Annotated in this window: 20 protein-coding genes and 1 tRNA gene; 8 read left to right on the top strand and 13 right to left on the bottom strand. The window is 69.2% G+C overall.

Annotated features, from left to right (window positions below; genetic code table 11):
• The first annotated feature begins 102 nt into the window (after positions 1-102).
• Entirely contained in the window at positions 103-996 is an 894-nt protein-coding gene (locus AC2DGY_RS03700) for a LysR family transcriptional regulator (RefSeq protein WP_484508351.1), read from the top strand.
• Between the two features lie 9 nt (positions 997-1,005).
• Here AC2DGY_RS03700 and AC2DGY_RS03695 read toward each other — a convergent pair whose 3' ends face one another.
• Positions 1,006-2,442: an IclR family transcriptional regulator gene (locus AC2DGY_RS03695; protein WP_484508350.1), complete on the bottom strand. Its 1,437-nt coding sequence runs from the start codon at positions 2,440-2,442 to the stop codon at positions 1,006-1,008.
• A 197-nt stretch (positions 2,443-2,639) separates the two neighbouring features.
• Between AC2DGY_RS03695 and AC2DGY_RS03690 the strand changes: the two genes are divergently transcribed.
• Genes AC2DGY_RS03690 through AC2DGY_RS03670 form a run of 5 tightly spaced genes read left to right on the top strand, consistent with a single transcriptional unit; the run spans position 2,640 to position 7,437 of the window.
• A complete protein-coding gene (locus tag AC2DGY_RS03690) occupies positions 2,640-3,587 on the top strand; it encodes an ABC transporter substrate-binding protein (RefSeq protein WP_484508349.1) in 948 nt (315 codons plus the stop codon).
• The gene (locus AC2DGY_RS03685) at positions 3,574-4,572 is read left to right on the top strand and encodes an amino acid ABC transporter permease (protein WP_484508348.1); all 999 of its coding nucleotides are present in this window, start codon (positions 3,574-3,576) and stop codon (positions 4,570-4,572) included. The genes AC2DGY_RS03690 and AC2DGY_RS03685 overlap by 14 nt, the downstream gene beginning before the upstream one ends.
• Entirely contained in the window at positions 4,569-5,345 is a 777-nt protein-coding gene (locus AC2DGY_RS03680; RefSeq protein ID WP_484508347.1) for an amino acid ABC transporter ATP-binding protein, read from the top strand. Before AC2DGY_RS03685 ends, AC2DGY_RS03680 begins: the two co-directional genes overlap by 4 nt.
• A 34-nt stretch (positions 5,346-5,379) precedes the next feature.
• Positions 5,380-6,528 (top strand): N-methyl-L-tryptophan oxidase, encoded by a 1,149-nt coding sequence (gene solA, locus AC2DGY_RS03675; protein ID WP_484508346.1) that lies wholly within the window; start codon positions 5,380-5,382, stop codon positions 6,526-6,528.
• A gap of 45 nt (positions 6,529-6,573) precedes the next feature.
• Positions 6,574-7,437 carry an alpha/beta fold hydrolase gene (locus tag AC2DGY_RS03670; RefSeq protein WP_484508345.1) on the top strand — a complete coding sequence of 288 codons (864 nt, stop codon included), beginning with the start codon at positions 6,574-6,576 and terminating at the stop codon, positions 7,435-7,437.
• Positions 7,438-7,492: 55 nt separating this feature from the next.
• Here the strand turns inward: AC2DGY_RS03670 and AC2DGY_RS03665 are convergent.
• The 7 genes from AC2DGY_RS03665 to AC2DGY_RS03635 form a co-directional block, all read right to left on the bottom strand.
• Positions 7,493-7,577 (bottom strand) — tRNA-Tyr (locus AC2DGY_RS03665).
• Positions 7,578-7,685: 108 nt separating this feature from the next.
• Positions 7,686-8,084 (bottom strand): GlcG/HbpS family heme-binding protein, encoded by a 399-nt coding sequence (locus tag AC2DGY_RS03660; RefSeq protein ID WP_484508344.1) that lies wholly within the window; start codon positions 8,082-8,084, stop codon positions 7,686-7,688.
• Positions 8,085-8,195: 111 nt separating this feature from the next.
• Positions 8,196-9,113, bottom strand: coding sequence for a PfkB family carbohydrate kinase (locus AC2DGY_RS03655; protein WP_484508343.1), 918 nt, complete (start codon positions 9,111-9,113; stop codon positions 8,196-8,198).
• Positions 9,110-9,604 (bottom strand): FBP domain-containing protein, encoded by a 495-nt coding sequence (locus AC2DGY_RS03650; protein WP_484508342.1) that lies wholly within the window; start codon positions 9,602-9,604, stop codon positions 9,110-9,112. Before AC2DGY_RS03650 ends, AC2DGY_RS03655 begins: the two co-directional genes overlap by 4 nt.
• Positions 9,605-9,655: 51 nt before the next feature.
• Positions 9,656-10,573, bottom strand: coding sequence for a sugar ABC transporter permease (locus AC2DGY_RS03645; protein WP_484508341.1), 918 nt, complete (start codon positions 10,571-10,573; stop codon positions 9,656-9,658).
• Position 10,574: 1 nt separating this feature from the next.
• The gene (locus tag AC2DGY_RS03640) at positions 10,575-12,203 is read right to left on the bottom strand and encodes an ABC transporter permease subunit (protein WP_484508340.1); all 1,629 of its coding nucleotides are present in this window, start codon (positions 12,201-12,203) and stop codon (positions 10,575-10,577) included.
• Between the two features lie 89 nt (positions 12,204-12,292).
• A complete protein-coding gene (locus tag AC2DGY_RS03635; protein WP_484508339.1) occupies positions 12,293-13,531 on the bottom strand; it encodes a sugar ABC transporter substrate-binding protein in 1,239 nt (412 codons plus the stop codon).
• Between the two features lie 226 nt (positions 13,532-13,757).
• Here AC2DGY_RS03635 and AC2DGY_RS03630 point away from each other — a divergent pair, with 226 nt between their 5' ends.
• Positions 13,758-14,246: a YajQ family cyclic di-GMP-binding protein gene (locus AC2DGY_RS03630; protein WP_484508338.1), complete on the top strand. Its 489-nt coding sequence runs from the start codon at positions 13,758-13,760 to the stop codon at positions 14,244-14,246.
• Between the two features lie 142 nt (positions 14,247-14,388).
• On the top strand, positions 14,389-15,477 hold the full coding sequence (locus tag AC2DGY_RS03625; RefSeq protein ID WP_484508337.1) for a fatty acid desaturase family protein: 1,089 nt from the start codon (positions 14,389-14,391) through the stop codon (positions 15,475-15,477).
• 31 nt (positions 15,478-15,508) lie between these two features.
• Here AC2DGY_RS03625 and AC2DGY_RS03620 read toward each other — a convergent pair whose 3' ends face one another.
• The 5 genes from AC2DGY_RS03620 to AC2DGY_RS03600 form a co-directional block, all read right to left on the bottom strand.
• Complete coding sequence (locus tag AC2DGY_RS03620; RefSeq protein WP_484508336.1) at positions 15,509-16,477, bottom strand: alpha/beta hydrolase; 969 nt, start codon at positions 16,475-16,477, stop codon at positions 15,509-15,511.
• Between the two features lie 446 nt (positions 16,478-16,923).
• Positions 16,924-18,297 carry an FAD-dependent oxidoreductase gene (locus AC2DGY_RS03615; protein ID WP_484508335.1) on the bottom strand — a complete coding sequence of 458 codons (1,374 nt, stop codon included), beginning with the start codon at positions 18,295-18,297 and terminating at the stop codon, positions 16,924-16,926.
• 70 nt (positions 18,298-18,367) lie between these two features.
• On the bottom strand, positions 18,368-19,429 hold the full coding sequence (locus tag AC2DGY_RS03610; protein WP_484508334.1) for a polyprenyl synthetase family protein: 1,062 nt from the start codon (positions 19,427-19,429) through the stop codon (positions 18,368-18,370).
• 9 nt (positions 19,430-19,438) lie between these two features.
• Positions 19,439-20,179: a demethylmenaquinone methyltransferase gene (locus tag AC2DGY_RS03605; RefSeq protein WP_484508333.1), complete on the bottom strand. Its 741-nt coding sequence runs from the start codon at positions 20,177-20,179 to the stop codon at positions 19,439-19,441.
• Positions 20,180-20,264: 85 nt separating this feature from the next.
• Positions 20,265-20,795, bottom strand: coding sequence for a DUF402 domain-containing protein (locus AC2DGY_RS03600; protein ID WP_484508332.1), 531 nt, complete (start codon positions 20,793-20,795; stop codon positions 20,265-20,267).
• Positions 20,796-20,836 lie beyond the last annotated feature (41 nt).

Raw genomic sequence — 20,836 nt, 5'->3', positions numbered from 1 at the left:
CCTTCCGTGGGTGGGCCCAGTCTGCGCCGCTGCATCCGTCGAGAAAAGCGACCACTTACGATGGATACCATTCGGCCTCGCCGACGAATAGGGGAATGCCGCATGTTCGATCTGCGCCGCCTGCGGCTCCTGCACGAGTTGTCGGTGCGCGGCACCCTGGCCGCCGTCGCAGAAGCGCTGTCGTACAGCCCGTCGACCATCTCCCAGCAGTTGGCGCAGCTGGAACGGGAGGCCGGTGTCGCACTGCTCGAACCCGACGGGCGACGGGTACGGCTCACCGCGCAGGGCGAGGCCCTCGCCGTGCACGCGGCGCGGATGCTCGACGCGGACGAGGCAGTGCGCAGCGAGCTGGAGCGCATGCAGCCCACGCTCGCCCCCGTGAGGATGGCCGCCATGCAATCCGCCGCACACGCGCTCGTCCCGCGCGCGCTGGGCCTCCTGGCCGGGAGCGAGCCGGGCCTGCGGGTCGAGGTGGCCGAGCTCGCCCCTGAGGAGGGCCTGTTCGAGCTCGGGGCACGCGGCTTCGACCTCGTCGTGGCCGAGCAATACCCGGGGCACACCAGAGAACACCGCGAGGGGGTGGAACGCGCGCTACTCGGACACGACCCCATCCGCCTCGCCCTCACCCCTTCCCACCCGGCGATCGACCTCCCCGCACTGCGCGACCGCCCCTGGGTGATGGAGCCGGTGGGAACCGCCGCCCGGCAGTGGGCCACCCAGCAGTGCCGCGCAGCCGGCTTCGAGCCGGACGTGCGCTTCGAGCTGGCCGACCTGACCGCGCACGTGCGGCTGATCGCGGCGGGACTGGCCGTCGGGATGCTGCCCGATCTCGTCTTCGCCGGCGAGGATCCGCCGGTGACCCTGGTCGCGCTTCCCGGGGACCCCCGGCGCGACATCTTCACCGCCGTCAGGCGCGGCTCGGCGGCGAGGCCGGGGATCAGAGCGCTGCAGTCGGCGCTGCAGGACGCGTTCGACGAGGTACCGCCCGCCGCCTGACGCGCCCCGTCACCCGGTGACCCGCTCGGCCGGCGGATGCTGCAGGAGCGCGGAGACGGCTTCGGCCAGCCGCACGGCGGCTTTCTCCATGGCGGCCAGCTGCGGCTTGATGACCTCCGTCGCCCCGACCAGGCAGGCGGCGGCAGCGACGGTTCCGCTGGCGTCGCGCACGGGCGACGAGATCGAGGTGATGCCGAACTCGTCGATCGACTCCATCGACAGGACGCCGTCGCGCGCGACCCGGCCCACCCGCTCGATGAACTCCCCCACCTCCTGGGGCGTATGGCGTGCCGGGAAGATCTGCGTGAGCTGCTCGGAGTCGAGGTCCATCACGAGAGTGGGGCCGCCGTCCGATCCCACGATGGGATGAGGGCGGCCCCGCCACGCCGCCATCCGCAGCCCCTCGCCGAGCACCGCCAGCTCCTCGACGATCGTGAAGCTCCGCATCCCCTTGAGCACGGTGAGGAATGCGCATACCCCCGTCGTGGACGCCGTCTCGGCGACCAGAGGAGTGCCACCGTCGACCAGGATCGGGACCGCCGCCGCGCGGTACCAGCCGTGCACACCCCACTCGAGGTGCGCCGTGCCGCGCTCAGCCCCCACCGCCACCACGCCCGCTCGACGACAGGACTCGATCAGCCGGCCCACGCGGTCGGCGCGCAACCCCGTCGCCTGGGCCACGCCCCCGACCGAATCCGACCCCGACGCCAGGTGCCGGAGAATCCGGAGGGAGGCGGCAAGGGCGGTGTCCCCCGGAGGCGGGGTCGCCACCGGGACCCTCCGCGGCTCGTGGGCCTGCTCGGAGATCGCCCGCTCGAGGTTCCGGCGCGCGGCAGCCAGCGCGCGGCGTGCGCGTGGCGCTCCGAGCTTCGCGCGGTAGACGGGCATCCGCACGGCGAGCACCCCGACGAGCTCGCCGTCGGGGTCGAGCACGGCCGTGGCGATCTCCACCTGTTTCCCGCGGGTCACCTCGACGCACGAGGCCTCGCCGGCTCCGGTCATGGGCCCGCCTGGGGCGCGCGCGACGCGCGCGATCGCGCTGCGGTCATCGTCCAGGGTCTCCCCCACCTCCGCAGGCGCGTGCAGCGTCCACGGGGACTCCAGGGTGGCGATCACCCGGAGCCCGGCGAGGGAGCGTGCGGCCATGCATACCGTCTCGCCGGTCTCCTGCCCCGCGCGGGTGAGGACGAAACGGACGGCGCGTGCGAACGGCGCGGCCGCCGCCCCGGACAATCGGAGCGCCTCCGGGCCGACCCGGTACGTCCCGTACGCCTCCCCGCGCGCGAGAAGCTCGAGTTCTTCCAGTTCGGAGCACAGGCGCGAGGTGGAACTGAGGGGCATCGTCAGCTCGCGGGCCAGCGCACCGACGGCGACCGGCTCCGTGGGATCGAGCCGCGAGGCGACCATCTGGACGGCCCGCAGACCGGCCGTGACACGGGAGGTCATCCGCTTCCCACCGATCCCTTCGACAGAACCGTCAATCCGGTGCCTGCTGGTTTGCGCCCGGTGAGCACTGTAACAGCAGCGATTCACGGCGTTCGAATAATGGGCACACTCGTTCGGACCCGGCCGGGCCACCCCTCACGAAGGGGATGTCCGGCGCGCCCTCCCGCCTGTCACCGTCGCCCGCATTCGGAGATCCCATGAAACTGTTCACCAGCCACCGCTCCCGCACCGCAGCCATATCGGCCGTCGCAGCCCTCGGCACTGTCGCCCTGCTCGCCGGCTGCGCCTCGGGGAGCACCGCCCCCGAGGCCTCCGCCGCCCCGAGCGCATCGGCGCTGCCGACGGACTTCATTCCCGGCACCTTCGACCAGAGCATCGCCGACCTCGTGCCGGCCGAAATCGCCGACACCGGGGAGCTTCACGTCGCCGGCGGACCGGGATACGCCCCGTTCTATCTCCTGTCCGAGGACGGCTCCACCCTCATCGGCGCCGACATCGAGACGGTCCACGCGCTCGGCGACGTGCTGGGGCTGGAGACGGTGTTCGAAGACATCAAGTTCGACGCCATGATCCCCGCGCTGCAGACCAACCGCGTCCCCATGGCCGCAGGCGGGTTCAGCATCACCCCCGACCGCCAGAAGGTCGTCGACTTCGTGAGCAACTTCTCCGGCGGCACGTCGCTGATCGTCCCGACCGGAAACCCCAAGGACATCGACCTCGAGTCGATGTGCGGCCGGGTCATCGCGGTGCAGAAGGGCACCGTCTACGCCGACAACTACATGCCGATCTTCACCGAGGAGTGCACCGCCGCGGGTGAGGAGCCGATCGACGTCCAGGTGTTCCCCACGCAGCCCGATGCGACGCTCGCCCTGACCACCGGTCGCGCCGACGCCAGCATGTCGGACTACGGTCCGCTGGCCTATGTCGCCGAACTCTCGGGCGGTCAGCTCGAAGTGCTGCAGGAGAACTACGACCCCAGCACGTGGGGCTTCGCCTTCCCCCAGGGTTCGCCGTTCGCCCCCGCCGTGGCCGCTGCCATGAACAAGCTGATCGAGGACGGCACGTACGAGCAGATCCTGTCGAAGTGGGGCGTGGAAAGCGGCGCGATCACCGAGTCGGAAGTGTTCACGGATGCCCCGAGCTGACCAGACGGTGGTGACCGCCTCGCCGCCGACGGCAGCCGGCGGCGAGGCGCCGCCCAAAGTCGTCCCGGTCCGCCGGTACGGGCGGTGGATCATCACGGTGATCATGCTCGTTCTCGCGGCGCTGCTCGTGCAGTCGTTGCTGACGAATCCGCGGTTCCAGTGGGACATCGTCTTCGGGTATTTCCTCAACGGCCAGGTGCTCAACGGCCTGGTGGTGACGATCGTGCTCACCGTGATCGCGATGCTGGTCGGCATCGCGATCGGCGTCGTCATGGCCCTCGGACGAGAATCCCGCAACCCCGTCGTCGCCGGTGCGGCCGGGCTGTACATCGGGTTCTTCCGCGGCACGCCGCTGCTCGTGCAGCTCATCTTCTGGTTCAACCTCGCCGCCCTGTACCCGGTGCTGGCGTTCGGTATCCCGTTCGGCCCGTCGTTCGTCTCCTTCGACACGAACGCGCTCATCACCCCGTTCATCGCCGCGGTGCTCGGACTGGGGCTGAACGAGGGCGCGTACATGTCCGAGATCGTCCGCGCCGGCCTGCAGTCGGTCGACCCGGGCCAGAATCACGCGGCTCAGGCGCTCGGGATGCGGAAGGCGCAGGTGTTCCGCCGCATCGTGCTGCCGCAGGCCATGCGCGTCATCATCCCGCCCACCGGCAACGAGACGATCTCGATGCTCAAGACGACCTCGCTGGTGAGCGTCATCGCCATCCCGGAACTCCTGTGGCAGGTGCAGGCGATCTACTCGCGCACGTATCAGGTGATCCCGCTCCTGATCACCGTGAGCCTCTGGTACCTGATCCTGACGACCGTGCTGAGCATCGGGCAGTACTACATCGAACGGTATTTCAAGCGCGGCGACCTTCGCGTGCACGAGCACTCCGCCCTCACCGCGGTCATCCGTGGGCTCATCCCCCGGCATTCGCGGCCGGCGCCGCCCGCGGATGCGACCGGACCCGTCCCCACCGAAGGGAACCGCTCATGACCGAGACCTCGACCGCGCCCATGGTCGAAGCCAAGGGCGTGCACAAGTACTACGGCAGCAACCTGGTCGTGCGCGGCATCGACCTCGCCGTCGCCCAGGGCGAGGTCATGTGCCTGCTCGGCCCCTCGGGGTCGGGGAAGAGCACATTCCTGCGCTGCATCAACCACCTCGAGAAGATCAACGCGGGAACCATCAGCGTGGCCGGCGAACTGGTCGGCTACCGACGGCACAACGGGCGCCTGTACGAATTGCGCGACGCGGAGATCGCCACGCGGCGGAGCGAGATCGGGATGGTGTTCCAGCAGTTCAACCTGTTCCCGCACATGACGGTGCTGGAAAACCTCATCGAGGCGCCCGTGCAGGTGCGCCACGAGAAGCCCAAGGTCGCCACTCAGCGCGCGCTCGGGCTCCTGGATCGGGTGGGTCTGGCCGACAAGGCCACCGCATACCCGCGCTCGCTTTCGGGCGGTCAGCAGCAGCGCGTGGCCATCGCGCGTGCGCTGAACATGCGACCCAAGCTGATGCTGTTCGATGAGCCCACCTCGGCCCTCGACCCCGAGCTCGTCGGCGAGGTGCTCGACGTCATGCGGGGCCTCGCCGCCGACGGGATGACGATGATCGTGGTCACCCACGAGATCGGGTTCGCCCGGGAGGTCGCCGACACCGTCACGTTCATGGACGGCGGCGTGGTCGTCGAAACCGGCCCGCCCGAGCAGGTGCTCGGCGATCCGAAGCATCAGCGCACCCGCTCGTTCCTGGCCAAAGTCCTCTAATCCGCCCGCGCATCGATCGGAAGAGAAGCACCACATGGAGAAGTTCGACGTCGCCGTCGTCGGTCTGGGCGCCCTCGGAAGCGCTGCCGCCTACCACCTGGCACGCAAGGGGGTGAAGGTCGTCGCGTTCGAGCAGTTCGAACTCGGCCACGTGCGCGGCGCCTCCCATGACACCTCCCGCATCCTGCGCACCTCCTACGGGGCACCGGAGTACGTGCGCCTCGCCCAATCCGCCTACCGTGACTGGGCGGAGTTCGAGGAGGTCTCGGGAGAGCGGTTCGTCGACATCACCGGGGGGCTCATCTTCATCCCCACCGACGGCCCCTACGCCGCGGCCGATTTCACCGCGAGCCTCGGTGACGCGGGCGTCGCTTACGAACTGCTGGCCCCGGCCGACGTGAGCGAGAGGTGGCCGCAGTTCTCCCTCCCCGACAACGTCGAGACGGTGTACACACCCGACTCCGGCATCGTGCACGCCGCCCGCTCGGTCGCGGCCCTTCAGATGCAGGCCAGGGCGCACGGCGCCGTGCTCCGCGACCGCACACCGGTCGAGCGGGTCACTCCGGGGGCGGGCGGCGTGACGGTGCACACCCCGAAGGGCGACGTGCACGCGGGAAAGGTGATCCTCGCCACGGATGCGTGGACCAACACCCTCCTCGAGCCCCTGGGTGCCAGCATCCCGCTCGTGGTCATGCAGGAGCAGGTCAGCTACTTCAAGCCGATCGATCCTGACGGGTACGACCGCGACCGCTTCCCGGTGTGGATCTGGGAGGACGAGTACTGCTTCTACGGGTTCCCCACCTACGGGGAGCCCACGATCAAGGCCGCGCGCGACCTCTCCGGAAACGTCATGACGCCGACCGAGCGCACGTTCGTCCCCTCGCCCGAGCTCGTCCAGCAGCTGACGTCGTTCATGGGGACCACGATCCCCGGAAGCGGCGAGGTGCTGCGCACGGTCACGTGCCAGTACGCGATCACGCCGGACCGCCGGTTCGTGATCGGACCGCTGGACGAGCATCCCGACATCATCGTGGCGCTGGGTGCCGGTCACGCGTTCAAATTCACGCCGGCCATCGGGCGCGTCCTCGCCGAGCTCGCGGTGGACGGTGCGACCACCGACGACATCTCGGCGTTCTCGGTCGCGGCGCTCTCCAGCGCATCGTCGCCCTTTCCGGCGGCGTGACCGGCTCGCCGTATCGACCATCTCTGCACGAGGAAGGATGAGGGGATGCCGTACACCGACGCCGACGACGTCGAGATCTTCTACGAGGTCTTCGGCGACGGCACCGCGCCGCTGATCGTGCTCATCTCCGGCGGGGGTGCGCAGATGATCTCCTGGCCGGTGGAGTTCATCGATCTCCTCGTGCGCGAAGGATTCCGCGTCGTGCGCTTCGACAATCGCGACACGGGCGCATCGCGCCGGTTCGGAGGGCCCGACGCCATCGACGGCGGGTACGGGTTGAGCGACCTGGGCGACGACGTGGTCCGCGTCCTGGACTCCCTGGGCGTCGCGGCCGCGCACCTGGTGGGTCATTCCATGGGCGGGATGATGGCCCAGATGGTCGCACTCGACCATCCCGCGCGGGTCCGCAGTCTCGGCCTCCTCTCCACCATCCCCGGACGCGATCCGCGGTACGTCCTTCACGGCGACCGCGCCGATCTGACCGCCGCGGTCCAGCGGTTTCCGCGCGACGTGCTCGTCGCGGGTGCCGGCGAATTCGCGCGCGCGGCCGGCAGCATCCGTTACCCCATCGACGTCGCCTGGATGGAGCAGGCGGCCGGCGAAGCGTTCGATCGGGGCTACTTCCCCGAGGGTTTCTCGCGCCAGTGGGCCGCACTCATGCGAGCACCCGAACGGCTCGATCGCCTGCGTGGCGTGGCCGCACCAGCACTGGTGTTCCACGGCCGCGACGACGACGTGCTGCACTGGAGCGCGGCCGCCGATATCGCCGCTGCGCTCCCCCACGCCGAACTCCAGGTGCACGCCGGCATGGGACACCTCATCCCCCCAGGCCTGTGGCCCGTGCTCGCGGACGGCATCGTCCGGACCGCGCGATACGGCGAGGAGCTGGCAGCGTCCGTGGCGCCGTGAGCCTCGGGGACCACCCGGCAACGACAAAGCCCCCGCATGCGGGGGCTTTGTCATGTGGTGGCGAGTGAGGGATTCGAACCCCCGAATGCTGAGCAGTCTGATTTACAGTCAGATCCCTTTGGCCGCTTGGGTAACTCGCCAGGTGCGCATCCGCCCGGCTTTGTCAGTCGACCAGAGGCGCGATCAACGATATTACTCCCCTGGGCGACGCAACTCGAACCAGGGGCATCACACCGGTGATCCGCGTGTCAGAGCGCCGCGGCACCTGCGGCGGCGACCCGGTGATCGTCTTCCACGGTGCTGCCCGAGACACCGACCGCGCCGACGATGACGCCGTCGAGCGAGAGCGGCACGCCGCCGGGGAAGGTGATGAGTCCGCCGTTGGAGTGCTCGATCTGGTACAGCGGGCCGCCGGGCTGCGACAGCTCGCCGATCGAGCCGCTGTTCATGTCGAACAGGCGCGCGGTGCGGGCCTTCTTGACGGCGATGTCGATCGAGCCTAGCCACGCCCCGTCCTGGCGCACGAACGCCTTCAGGTTGCCGCCGGCATCGACGACCGCGACGTTCATCAGGGTGCCGATCTCGGTCGATTCCGCCAGCGCGGCGTCGACGACGGCTTGCGCCTGCTCAAGGGTGATGTCCGACACGTGTCCTCCAGGGGTTCGTTTCCCCCACCCTAGACACCATCGCACCGCCCGCCGCCGCGCAGCGTGCCGCCGGGGATCCGCACCGGGGCGGATTGCGCTGTGCGCTCGGCGTCAGGTCCCGAGACGGTCGACATCCGCCCCCTCGAGCGCGCTCGGCAGCCGGAGCAGCGCACCTTCGAAGCGGCATGTGGCGGCCGCCACATCCATCGCCCGTCCGAGCACGGCATCCCACTCGTCGACTCCGGCGGGAAAGCCGTCGTACAAGAGCGCGACCGTCGCGGCCAGCACGGCGTCTCCGGCGCCCATCGTGTCCACGATCCGCCCCGGCAGCACGGAGATCGGGCGCGCGACGGCCACCCCCTCGGCGTCGATCGCGGCGCCATCGGCGCCGTACGTGGCCAGCACGGCGGCGACACCGAGGTCGGCGATCCGCGGGCGCACGCGGTCGAGCGCCTCGCGATACAGCAGCCTCGCGTCGTCCTCGCCGATCTTCACGAGGATCGCACCGGCGGCCAGTCGCTCGAAGCCGCGGACGAACTCCTCGCGGTCGCGCAGCATCCCCGCCCGCGGGTTCGGGTCGATCGCCAGAGCCGTGGATGCAGCATCCATCGCCCCCGCGAACTCCGCCGTCTGTTCCGCATCGTCGAACGGGAAGCAGCTGACCACGACCATCGCTGCCTCGGCGAGCGCGGCGCGTTCGGCCTCACCGAACCGGATGCGGCGATTCTGCGCCGCCTCATTGAAGACGTACTCCGGCTCGCCCGACCGGGAGCGGGTGCTCACGGCGCGCGAGGTACCCAGGGGTGAGGGCGTGGCGATCAGCTCGACGCCGAAGTCGTCGAGGTACGTGCGGATGCGCGCGCCCGGCTCGTCATCCCCCACCATCGCCAGCAGCGTCGTGGGCCTTCCCAGGCGCGCGAGGCCGACCGCCACGTTGAGGGCCGCGCCGCCGACGAACTCCCGAACGCCGGCTTCGTCGCGGAGTTCATCGATGAGGGCGTCACCGACGACGACCACCCGCTCGCTCATGCGTCGGCGGTTTCCCGCACGCGCTCCACGAACGCTTCCGTGCGACGCCGGGTGCCGTCGATCTTCAGGTCGACGCTCGCGCGCACCTCGCTCGGCGCGAGCGGCATCGCGAGCCGCACGTTCTCGTGGCACGACAGGTCGGCGCACATGTAGGTGCCCACGCTGTCACCGGCCGAACCGGCGGGGCCGGCCTTGCGCGCGGTGAACAGCGCCACCTGATCGGCCGGCTGCATGGTGTGACACAGGTTGCACATCGCCGAGCGCGCACGCGACGATCCCTCCGAGGAGCGCAGGACGACGCCCATCGGCCGGCCGTCGCGCTCGGTGACCAGGTAGCCGCGGCCGCGGGTGCGAGGGTCGCGCCACGCGAGGAAGTCGAGGTGGTCCCAGTCGGTCAGAACGAAGTCCACCGGCATGGCAACGATCCGCCGTTCGTCGTCGGCGGCGTTCACGAACGACTCCCGCACTTCATCCTCGGTCAGAGCACGCATGGCGACCAGTCTACGAAGGCCTCTCTCTCCGCAGGGCCGGCGGCGGACGCCCTACTTCACGCTTCCCGCCGTCAGCCCGCCGACGATATAGCGCTGCAGCGCGAGGAAGAGCGCCATCGGCAGGATCGCGGCGAGCACGGCGCCGGCGGCGAAGAGGCTCCAGTTGGCCGCGGTCTCCTCCGACACCATCCGGTACAGGCCGACGGCCAGGGTCTGCTTGTCGGTGTCGACGAGGACGACGGATGCGATCACGAAGTCGTTGAGCGTGGCGATGAACGACAGCAGCCCGACGACGGCGAGGATCGGCGCCACCAGGCGCAGGATGATCGTGAAGAAGATGCGGGCGTGCCCCGCTCCGTCGATCTTCGCCGCCTCGTCGATCGACATCGGGACGGTGTTGAAGAACCCGTACATGAGGTACGTGTTCACCCCCAGTGCGCCGCCGAGGTAGACCATGATGAGGCCGATCTGCGTGTTCAGGCCGATCGCCGGGAAGATGTCGGCGATCGTCGACATCAGCAGGAAGATCGCGACGAAGGCGAGCAGCTGCGGGAACATCTGCACGAGGAGCAGGCTGAGCAATCCGATGCGACGACCGGCGAACCGCATCCGCGAGAACGAGTACGCCGCCAGTGCGCCGAGGAACACCGTGCCGATCGCGGTGGTCAGCCCGATCACCATCGAGTTCACGAACCAGGCCGCGAACGGCTGCGTGGGGTTTTCGAACAGGCGCGTGAAGCTCTCCACGCTGAACGTGCGGAACAGCCCGTTCGCCGTCAGCAGGGTTCCACCCGGGTTCAGCGCCGCCGACAGGACGTAGAGCAGCGGGAAGGAGCAGAACACCAGCATCACGATGCCGATCAGGTGGCGCCATCCGGTCTGACGGAACCACACGCCGAACGGACGTCGCGGCGCGCGGGCCACCACGGGTGCGGTGCCGCCGGTCAACGCAGTCGAATCCAGCGCCATGTCAGTTCAGCTCCTCGAGGGCCTTGGTCTGGCGGAATGAGATGTAGGAGATGACTCCCACCAGAACGAAGATGATGATCGAGAACGCGCTCGCCAGCCCGAAGTCGCGCAGCTGCCCCACGAAGGCGACCTTGTAGACCATCGAGATCAGGATGTCGGTGGCTCCCGCATTGATCGACGCGTCCGGGAAGCGCGGGCCGCCGCCGGTGAGCATGTAGATCAGGTTGAAGTTGTTGAAGTTGAAGGCGAACGACGAGATCAGCAGGGGCGCCACCGACACCAGGAGCAGCGGGAACTTGATGTAGCGGAAGATCTGCCACACGCTCGCACCGTCGACCCTCCCCGCCTCGGTGACGTCGTCGGGGATGGACTGCAGGGCGCCGGTGGTCACCAGGAACATGTACGGGAAGCCGAGCCAGAGATTCACGATGAGAATCGCGATCTTGGCGAGCCACGCATCCTGCAGCCACGGGATGGAGGCGCCACCGAGCAGCACCTGGTTGATGAAGCCGAAGTCCTGGTTGAACAGCCCCGCCCACACCAACGCCGACAGGAACGCCGGGAAGGCGTACGGCAGGATCATGATGACGCGGTAGTACTTCCGGCTCTTCATGCGCGGATCGTTGAACACCACCGCGAGGAAGAGCCCGAGGACGAACGTCGTCGCGACCGAGAGGAACGCGAAGACGAAGGTCCAGATCGCCACGGCGATGAACGGTCCCCGGATGGACTCCTCGGTGAAGGCGCGCACGAAGTTGTCCACGCCCACCGTGACGACCCACCCCGGGAGGAGCTCGGTGCCGTCATCGGCGGTGAAGGCACCCGTCCCGATGTCGCGGTAGACCACGCCGGTGCGCGTGTCGGTCATCGTGTCGGCGTCGGCATCCCACTGGAGGCTCGACGTGAACAGGTAGGCGCTGGAGCCGTCGGTCGTCCGGAGGTACCCGTCGTTGGGATCGTCGGACACCGGCACCGCGATGGCGCCGATCTCCCGCTGATTCGCGATCACCTCGGCGAACGGGAGGGTGGTGTACCCGTCGGCCTCGATCGCCTTCCCGCCGGTGAACTCGGCGTCGACCGGCTCGAGGGGTGCGTCGCTGTTGCCGACCTCGGCGTCGCCGGTCTCGGGGTCGGTCACCAGCAGCGAGAACACGCCGTTCTGCTCGACCACCGTGATGGGGTACGTCGCGGAGTCCTCCAGCCGCGATTGCGACTGCAGGAGGAGCGCGTTGACCGCGTCATCCTTGGACGAGTTGTGCCCCGACCCGTAGTTGGTGAAGGCGATGTACACGGTGTACCCGATGACGAAGATCTGGAAGATCAGGAGGAAGATCAGCCCGGGCGTCAGGTACTTCGCCGGAAGCAGGCCCGGCGTCAGGTAGACGACGTTGACGGCGACGGTCACGAGCGCCACGATGCCCGCGATCACCCACTGATCGGATGCGGCCAGCACCATCGTGGCGTAGACCGCCGCAGCGTCGATGATCGCCAGCGCGGCGATCTTCACCAGCCACACCTTCCACCCCGCCGATGCCGCTTCGGCGTAGCGCTCGGCGCGACGGCGGCGCTTGTCGGCGGCCGGGTCTCGGCGCGCGGTGGGCAGGTCGGTCTCGACCGGGGGAAGGGTCATCCTCGGGGCCTTCTCATTCGTCGGAACGGGGAGTGAGGATGGGGCGGCCCGGAGACCGCCCCATCCGTTGGCGGAAGAGACGCGTGGTCTCAGCCGCCGATGTTGCCCTGGATGTCCTCCGCCATCTTCGTCCAGGCGGCGGCGGGATCTTCACCCTTGAGGATCGCGACCTCGGCGACGCCCCAGAACTCCCACACGGCGCCCATCTCGGGGATGCTCGGCATCGGCGCACCTTCGGCACCCACAGCACCGAACCCGGCGATGATCGGGTCGCTCGCGGCCTTCTCGTACGCCGCGGTGAGGGCCGGCGGGCGGTCGCCCGCCTCGTACAGCGCCGTCTGGACCGGCTCGGTGGCCAGGTAGTTCACGAGGAACTCGTTGGCTGCGAGCGCGTTGTCCGACTTCGCGTTGAGGTAGAAGCCCTGCACGCCCACGAACGGCTTGGCCGTCTGGCCGCCGGCGGAGGGGATCGGGTCGATGGCGACGTTGATGCCCTTCGCCTCGGCGTCGGCGACGTTCCACGGACCGGTGAGGATGAACGGCGTCTGGCCCGAGTTGAAGGCCTCCTTGGACAGGTCCTGCGTGAGGTTGAGGTTGATCGTGCCGGCGGCGCCCTGCTGGCCCAGCCACGACGCGAAGGCGAGTCCGCTCTCGTCGCCGATGGTCAGCTGGGAGCCGTCGTAGCTGCCGTCGGTGTTCTGTGCGAAGACCGAGTTGCCGAACGACGTCTCGAAGGGGTACAGGTGGTACGGGTCGGCGTTGGCGGGGTCGAGGCCGACGACGAACGGGTACTGCACACCCGCGGCGGTGCCCTTGGCGATCATGTCGTCGAAGGACGTGGGAGCCTCGGGGGCCAGGTCGACGTTGCGCATGAGCGCGAGGTTCTCGGTCGCGTACGGCAGGCCGTAGACGTTGCCGTCGTTGGTGAAGGCCTGGATGGCGACTTCCTGGAACTCCGCGGCCTTGTCGCCGAGCTCGATCGGGGCGACCAGACCGTCCTGGACGAAGCCGCCCAGCCAGTCGTGCGCGCCGACGGTGATGTCGGGGCCCTTACCCGTGGGCACCTGTGAAGCGAAGTCGGCCTGGATCTTGGTGAAGTCGCGCTGGACGAGTTCGACCTCGATGCCCTTCTCCTCCTCGAAAGTGGCCGCGACGTCCTTCAGCGCGTCGACGCGGTTGGCGTCGACCCACACGGTCAGCTTCGCCGACGCGTCGCCGCCGCCCGAACCCTCGTCGTCTCCGCCGTTTCCGGCGCATCCGGCGAGGACCAGCGCGCTCGTGGCGATCAGGACGCTGAAGCCCAGCGCGCCCTTGGTGTTCACCTTCATCGGTGTGTACCTCTCTGTAAGAAAGGGCCTTCGTCAGCGCGTTGTGGCGGACATCTTCGGCCCCGGCTCGATATGCAAGCGTTTACAGTCTGAGCGAGCGCCAGATGGCGTGCAAACCGAGAGCTCATCCGATATGAAGACGTGATCCCGTCACCCGAGCCGGAAGCGTTTGCACTCCCGCAGCCCCCTCCGTGCTCACCCAAGCCGTCGCGGCTACACTCGCGTCATGGCCGACAGCTCATTCGACATCGTTTCCAAGATCGACCGGCAGGAAGCCGACAACGCCCTCAACCAGGCCCGCAAAGAGGTCGAGCAGCGCTACGACTTCAAGGGCACCGGCGCGTCCATCGAGTGGAGCGGCGAGTCCATCCTGATCAAGGCCAACAGCGAAGAGCGTGCCAAGGCGGTGCTCGATGTCTTCCAGAGCAAGCTCATCAAGCGCAGCATCTCGCTCAAGAGCCTCGAGTCGGGCGAGCCGACGCCCAGCGGCAAGGAATTCCGCATCGTCTCCACGCTAAAGGAGGGCATCTCGCAGGAGGATGCCAAGAAGATCGGCAAGATCATCCGCGACGAGGGCCCCAAGTCCGTCAAGTCGCAGATCCAGGGCGATGAGTTGCGCGTCCAGTCGAAGAACCGCGACGACCTTCAGGAGGTCATCCGCCTGCTGAAGTCCGCCGACCTCGACGTCGACCTCCAGTTCGTCAACTACCGGTAGCCCCTCCCCCGCCCCGCCGTCGACCAATCCCCGTCGGGGGCTTCCCGCGCGTGGCGGGCGCACTTATGCTGAGCGTGAATGGCCCGGACCGCGTCGTTCGCCGCAGCATCGCCTGCATTCTCACGTCGACAAGGGGTCTGCCATGACCGACGTTGTCCCACCAGCCGCCGCATCCGTCCGGTCGACGACGCCCAAGCTCGCGAACGACTTCACTGAGCTGTCGCACCTGGTCACCTCCAGCGGGCTGATGCGGCGCAGGTACGGCTACTACTGGACGAAGCTGCTCGCCGTTCCCGTCGTCGTGGCGGGGATGGCGCTCGTCTTCCTCTGGATCGGTGATTCGTGGTGGCAGCTGGGTACCGCCGCCGTCCTGGCGGTCGTGTTCACCCAGATCGCGATGCTCGGGCACGATGCCGCCCACCGGCAGATCTTCCGCTCGGGGAAATGGAACGACTGGACGTCGCTGATCATCGGCAACCTCTTCGTCGGGATGAGCTACGGCTGGTGGCAGCACAAGCACACCAAGCATCACGCGAACCCCAACAAGATCGGCTCCGACCCCGACATCGAGCTGCCCGTGATCTCCTTCACCGCGGATCAGGCCGCCCAACGTCGCAAGGGGCCGTTGGGCTGGTTGATGGCCCATCAGGGGATCTTCTTCTTCCCGATCCTCCTGCTGGAGGGGCTGTCCCTGCACGCCGCCGGCTTTCAGCGGGTGTTCTCGAAGGAGCCGCTGCGTCGCCGGCCCGTGGAGATCACGTTCCTCGCGATACGCCTCATCGGCTACCTCGTCCTGGTATTCCTCGTGCTCTCGCCGGGGATCGCGTTCGCGTTCCTCGGAGTGCAGCTCGGGCTGTTCGGGGTCTTCATGGGCATGTCGTTCGCGCCGAACCACAAGGGGATGCCGATCGTCCCGGCCGACGTGAAGGGGGACTTCCTGCGTCGCCAGGTGCTGATGAGCCGCAACATCCGCGGCAGCCGCCTGCTGGATACCGCGATGGGCGGGCTCAACTACCAAATCGAGCATCACCTCTTCCCGTCGATGCCGCGTCCGCACCTGCGGAAGGCCTCCGCGATGATCGCGGCGTACTGCCGCGAGAAGGGTGTCACGTACACGCAGACGGGGTTGTGGGAGTCGTACGCCATCATCGTCCGCTACATCAACCGCGTCGGGCTCGGTGAACGCGACCCGTTCGAATGCCCTCTGCTCCAGCAGCGGCAGACGGTCTGACGCCAACTCCCGCTTCACCCGGACCGTGCTCTCAGAGAAGAGCCCGCGCCCAGCGATCCAGCGTCTCGTACGCGGCGGTGCGCGGTTGCCGGCGCGAGAGGAAGACGTCGTGGATGGCCGCGTCGATGCGGGCGATCGTCACGAGCATGCCGATGCGGGCGGCGGCGCGGGCGATGTCGTCGACCACGAGCACCGAGTCGGTGCTCGTCATATCGTCGAGCCAGCGGATCGGCGGCGTCGAGCGCGTGGAAAGCAGCACGAGGACGGGGCATCCGACGTCGACGCCGTCCGCGATGTGTCGATGGCCTGCCACGACCGCCGCGAGCCAGCGGGGATGGGTCGGGAACCCGCGTTCGGGCCGCCATCCCGGCGGGGAGGAGGGCAACGAGCCGATCTCCCGCTGAGCGCGGGTGTAGAAGCCGAGATCCACCACGGGCTGCGGGCCCAGCGGGTCGATGCGTGCCCGGGCGTTGATCAGCGGCGTGAGGGCCTGTCGACCGACGGGACCGAGCTGCAACTCCAGCCACGGGCTGTTCAGCACGAGGGCCGCAGCGCGGCCCGGATGACGCGCAGCCCACAGCGTCAGCGTGAGGCCCCCGGTGGAGTGTCCGAGCAGCACGAGCTGGCGCGCGCCTCGCTCACCCGCGGCCATCGCGGCCAGGGCCGCCTCGATGTCGGCGTCGTAGTCATCGAGCGAGTGCACGTCGCCGTGGCTTTGACCGGGACGGAGGCTCCGCCCGTAGCGGCGCAGGTCCAGTGCGTAGAACCTCGCCCCTCGAGCGGTCCAGAATTCCGCGAGCTCGGACTGGAAGAAGTAGTCCGACCAGCCGTGCACGTAGAGCACGTCGACATCCCGGAGCGGCCCGAACAAACGGAGACCGGCGGCGGGGATGCTGCGCACGAGGGTCGCGACGACCTCGTCGCCGTCGTCCTCACCGAGAGGCAGCATCAGGCGCTCGAACGGCGGCCCGAGCAGGTCCGGCTCCCACCCCTCACTCATGACGTCAGCCTAGGCGGGTGGGTCGGGATACCGAACGGGCAGCGCGGAAGGAGCACCGCTCGCGCACAGGAGTTCCCCACATCCCGGCCCGCGCGTACGGACTCCTCCCGAGCCGCCCGGATCCGGTGCGGAGCACGCGTGGACACCGGGGGTCCGAACCGCCCGCACACGTCGGGCAGCACCGGGCCAGCCTGGCCGAAGAGCACGCCGCGGTCGGCCGGTGCGCATTACCTGTGGAATGTTGCGCACCTCGCGGGCCTGTGCAGGACGAGCGCGTGCGGCCGCGGCCGCGGAAACAGCGGAGATCTCGGGAATCGAGGAACGGATCGGGCACACGCCCCCTCGATGCGCGAGATCTCCTCGATTCCACGCGAGTGGCGCACCCCTGGCGCGAGATTGCGCGCGAGAGGCGCACCCTCGATCCGCGAGATACCGCGCGAGGGCTGCTACTCGCCGCGTGAGATCGCGACCATCTCCTCGCGCGGCACGACCTTGATCCGGGCGCGCTCGTGCGGAAGCCCCAGGGCGACCTCGTGCTCGTCGAGGCGGTGCCACCCCTCCAGGTCGGTCCACTGCACCCCGCGGGAGGCGAGCAGCGCGGGGATCGCCTCTTCGGACGGATCCTCCGGCTGCCACCACGACCCCTGGTCGTTGATGAGGTGACGCACGGTCTCCATGGCGTCCGACTTGGTGTGACCGATGAGCCCCACCGGGCCGCGTTTGATCCAGCCCGTCGCGTACACACCGGGCACGGGCTCGTTGGAGTCCCCGTGCAGCACCTGGCCCTCGCGGTTCGGGATGACCCCGTGCCGCGTGTCGAACGGCACGCCGGGAAGGGGCGAACCGAAGTACCCGACCGCACGGTACAGCGCCTGGATCGGCACTTCCCGCAGCTCGCCGGTGCCCATCACGCCGCCCTCGCCGTCCGGGCGCGTGCGCTCGTAGACGAACGCCGACACGTGGCCCGCCTCATCCGTCTTCAGCTCGACCGGGCGGGCCCAGAAGTGCAGGTGCACGCGCCGCGAGGCCTCCCCGCCCGCATTGTTGACGCTCGGCCGCTTCCGCCACGACTGCAGGACCCGGTCGATCACCATGACCTGCTTGTTGCTGGCGATGGCGGCTTTGGATGCCTCGTCGTAGTCGAAGTCCTCGTCGTAGACGACCGTGTCGACGTCACGCAGCTCGCCGAGCTCGCGCAGTTCGAGCGGCGTGAACTTCACCTGCGCCGGCCCGCGGCGGCCGAAGACGTGCACGTCGGTCACCGGCGAGGCCTTGAGCCCCTCGTACACGTTCGCCGGCACCTCGGTGGGCAGCAGATCGTCGGCGTGCTTGACGAGCATCCGGGAGACGTCGAGGGCGACGTTGCCGTTTCCGATCACGGCGATGGATGTCGCATCCAGCGGCCACGTGCGCGGGACGTCGGGGTGCCCGTCGAACCAGCTGACGAACTCCGCGGCGCCGTACGAGCCCGCGGCGTCGATGCCGGGGATGTCCAGGCTCGTGTCGCGGATGGCACCCGTGGCGAAGATCACCGCGTGGTAGTGGCGCTTGAGATCGTCGAGGGTGATGTCTTCGCCGAAGCGGACGTTGCCGAACAGGCGGATGTCGCCGCGGTCGAGCACCTCGCGAAGCGCCGTGACGATGCCCTTGATGCGGGGATGGTCGGGGGCGACGCCGTAGCGCACCAGACCGTAGGGGGCGGGGAGCTGCTCGAACAGGTCGATCGACACGTCGAACCTGCGCTCCGCCTTCAGCAGGATGTCGGCGGCGTAGATGCCCGCCGGCCCTGCGCCGACGATGGCCAGCCTGAGCTGAGTCATGAGGATCCTCTCGGATTCGGATTCGGTTGCGGCCGCAGCCGCAGCGTGGTGCGCTGAGCCGGCACGGGCGTCAACGGGAGCGGTTGGAGACGGCCTGCGCGAACCGCGTGAGGGCTTCACGCACGGCGCCGTCCGGGAGGGGGTCGAGCGCGGCGATCGCCTCGGCCGACCACGCATGGGCCAGGTCGAGGGTCGCACGGGTGGCCTCGTGCTCGCGCAGCTCGGCCAGGGGATCGTCCAGCAGAGCGGCCTCGGCGCCGTCGACGATGCGGGAGACTCCGTCGTCGATGCGCGCGTGCAGGTCGCGCGATGCCGCATCCTCGCGCTGCCCGAGGAGCAGATACGGCATGGTGGGCACGCCCGCGCGCAGGTCGGTTCCGGGAACCTTGCCGGTCTCGTCCGCGTCGTCGGAGAGGTCGAGCACGTCGTCGAGGAGCTGGAAGGCGACACCGGCCTTCTCCCCGAAGACCCGCATCGGCTCCTCGAACTCCTCGGGTCCGTGGGAGAAGACGACGCCCGCCTCGGCGGCGGCCGCGATGAGCGATCCGGTCTTGTCCGAGAGCACCCGCAGGTAGAACTCCACGGGGTCATCGCCCGGCTGCGGACCCACGGTCTCGTGCATCTGACCGAGCACGAGACGTTCGAACGTGTCGGCCTGCAGCCGGATGGCGCGGTTGCCGTGCCGTGCCATGATCTGGCTCGCCCGCGAGAAGAGGAGGTCTCCGGTGAGGATGGCGATGTTGTTGCCCCACACCGTCTGGGCGCTGGGAACTCCGCGGCGCACATCGGCGCCGTCCATGACGTCGTCGTGGTAGAGCGACCCGAGGTGCGTCATCTCCAGGGCCGTCGCGCCGTCGACGACGTCGTCGGTGGCCCCCTCCCCCAGCTGCGAGGTGAGGATCACCAGCATCGGGCGCACCCGCTTGCCGCCGGCTTCGTAGAGGTACCGGCTGGTCGCATCGGCGAGCGAATCGGTCATCCGCAGCTCCGCGGCCAGGCTCTGCTCGACCCGCTCGAGCCCCGCCTCGACGGTGGCGAGCAGTCTGCGGGAACGGACGCCCGCGAAGACGCGGTCGGTGAGGCCCAGCTTGCCCGCCATCTGCGAGCCCGCAGCGGAAGGTCTGGGGGTCACCATCCCAGCCTACCGCCCCGCGGGGGGCGGTCCCGATGACGCAGCGGTGCCCCGGTGCAGCGCAACGATGCCGAACGAGAGGTTGCGGTACGCCACGTCGGCCCATCCCGCCTCCCGGAGCCAGGCCGACAGGGTGCGCTGGTCGGGCCAGTCGCGGATCGACTCGTTGAGGTACTCGTAGGCCTCGGCGTTCGAGCTCACCGCCTTGGCCACCACCGGGAGCACCCGGCCGTTGTAGAAGCGATACAGCCCCGAGAAGGCGCGCGAGGGCGGATGCGAGAACTCGCACACGACGATGCGGCCACCGGGCTTGGTGACCCGACGGAGCTCGCGCAGCGCCTTCTTCGGGTCGTTCACGTTCCGCAGCCCGAACGACATCGTCACGGCGTCGAACTCGGCGTCGGCGAAGGGAAGCGCGGTGGCATCGGCTTGCACGAACGACAGGTTCGGCAGCCCTGCGTGCCGGCGCCGGCCCTCCGCGATCATCCCCGGGGAGAAGTCGGCGGCGACGACCTCCGCGCCGCTGCGGGCGAGCGACACGGAGCTCGCGCCCGTGCCGGCGGCGAGATCCAGGATGCGCTGCCCCGGCCGGGGAGCGACGGCCCGCGTGGTGGCGACCCGCCAGAACCGGTCGTTGCCCAGGCTCAGCACGGTGTTGGTGCGGTCGTAGGCCGCGGCGACCTGGTCGAACATCCCGGAGACGCGGGCCGGGTCTTTGCCGAGGTCGGCACGGTTCGGCTCAGGGGTCATCCATCGAGTCTACGAGCCGCACCTGCCCGTTCCGTGTCCGAGAACCCGGAGGCCGTGGGGCGCGGCGACGCGGTGCCGCGGAGGTTCACCCGAACGAGGCGAGCCGCGCCAGCCAGAAGGCGATCGTCGCGTCGTCGAACGGTGCGTCCCGCCGCCGCACGCGCTGCTCGAGATCCACGGCCACCGACTCCAGGCGCTCCACGATGTCGAGCGGGTATCCGTAGTGCACGCGGTGCTCGTCCCACTCGTCGCGATCGTCGATCCAGATGCCGTGACGCGCGTCGTCGACCACGTCCAGGTCCATGTCGATGCCCGTGGGCTCGCCGGCCTCGTTCCACTGCACGTCCCAGGCCAGGTCGATGTACACGCGCGTCGGGTGCGGGGCCGCGTTCGAGGTGAAGGCCCATTCGCCGCCGGGCGGGATGAGGGTCACGTTGGGCTGCGGCGCGGAGATCTCGCGGCCCGGGCGAGCGCTGCGCCATCCGGCCTGCTGCCCCACCCAGTCGCCGTGCTCGTCGCTGCCGAGGACGACGCAGTCGTGCTCCCAGTGCGGCGAACCGTCCCATTTCCGCCAGCGGAAGTCGACCTGCGTACCGGGTTCGGGGCGATGGCTCACGCCCGCATTCTATGGACCTGCCACCGAACTAGGCTGGCAAG

This window comes from Microbacterium sp. Z6_144 (genome assembly GCF_057197625.1).
The sequence above is the reverse complement of the archived record's forward strand: the minus strand, read 5'-3'. Positions and strand labels throughout refer to the sequence as shown.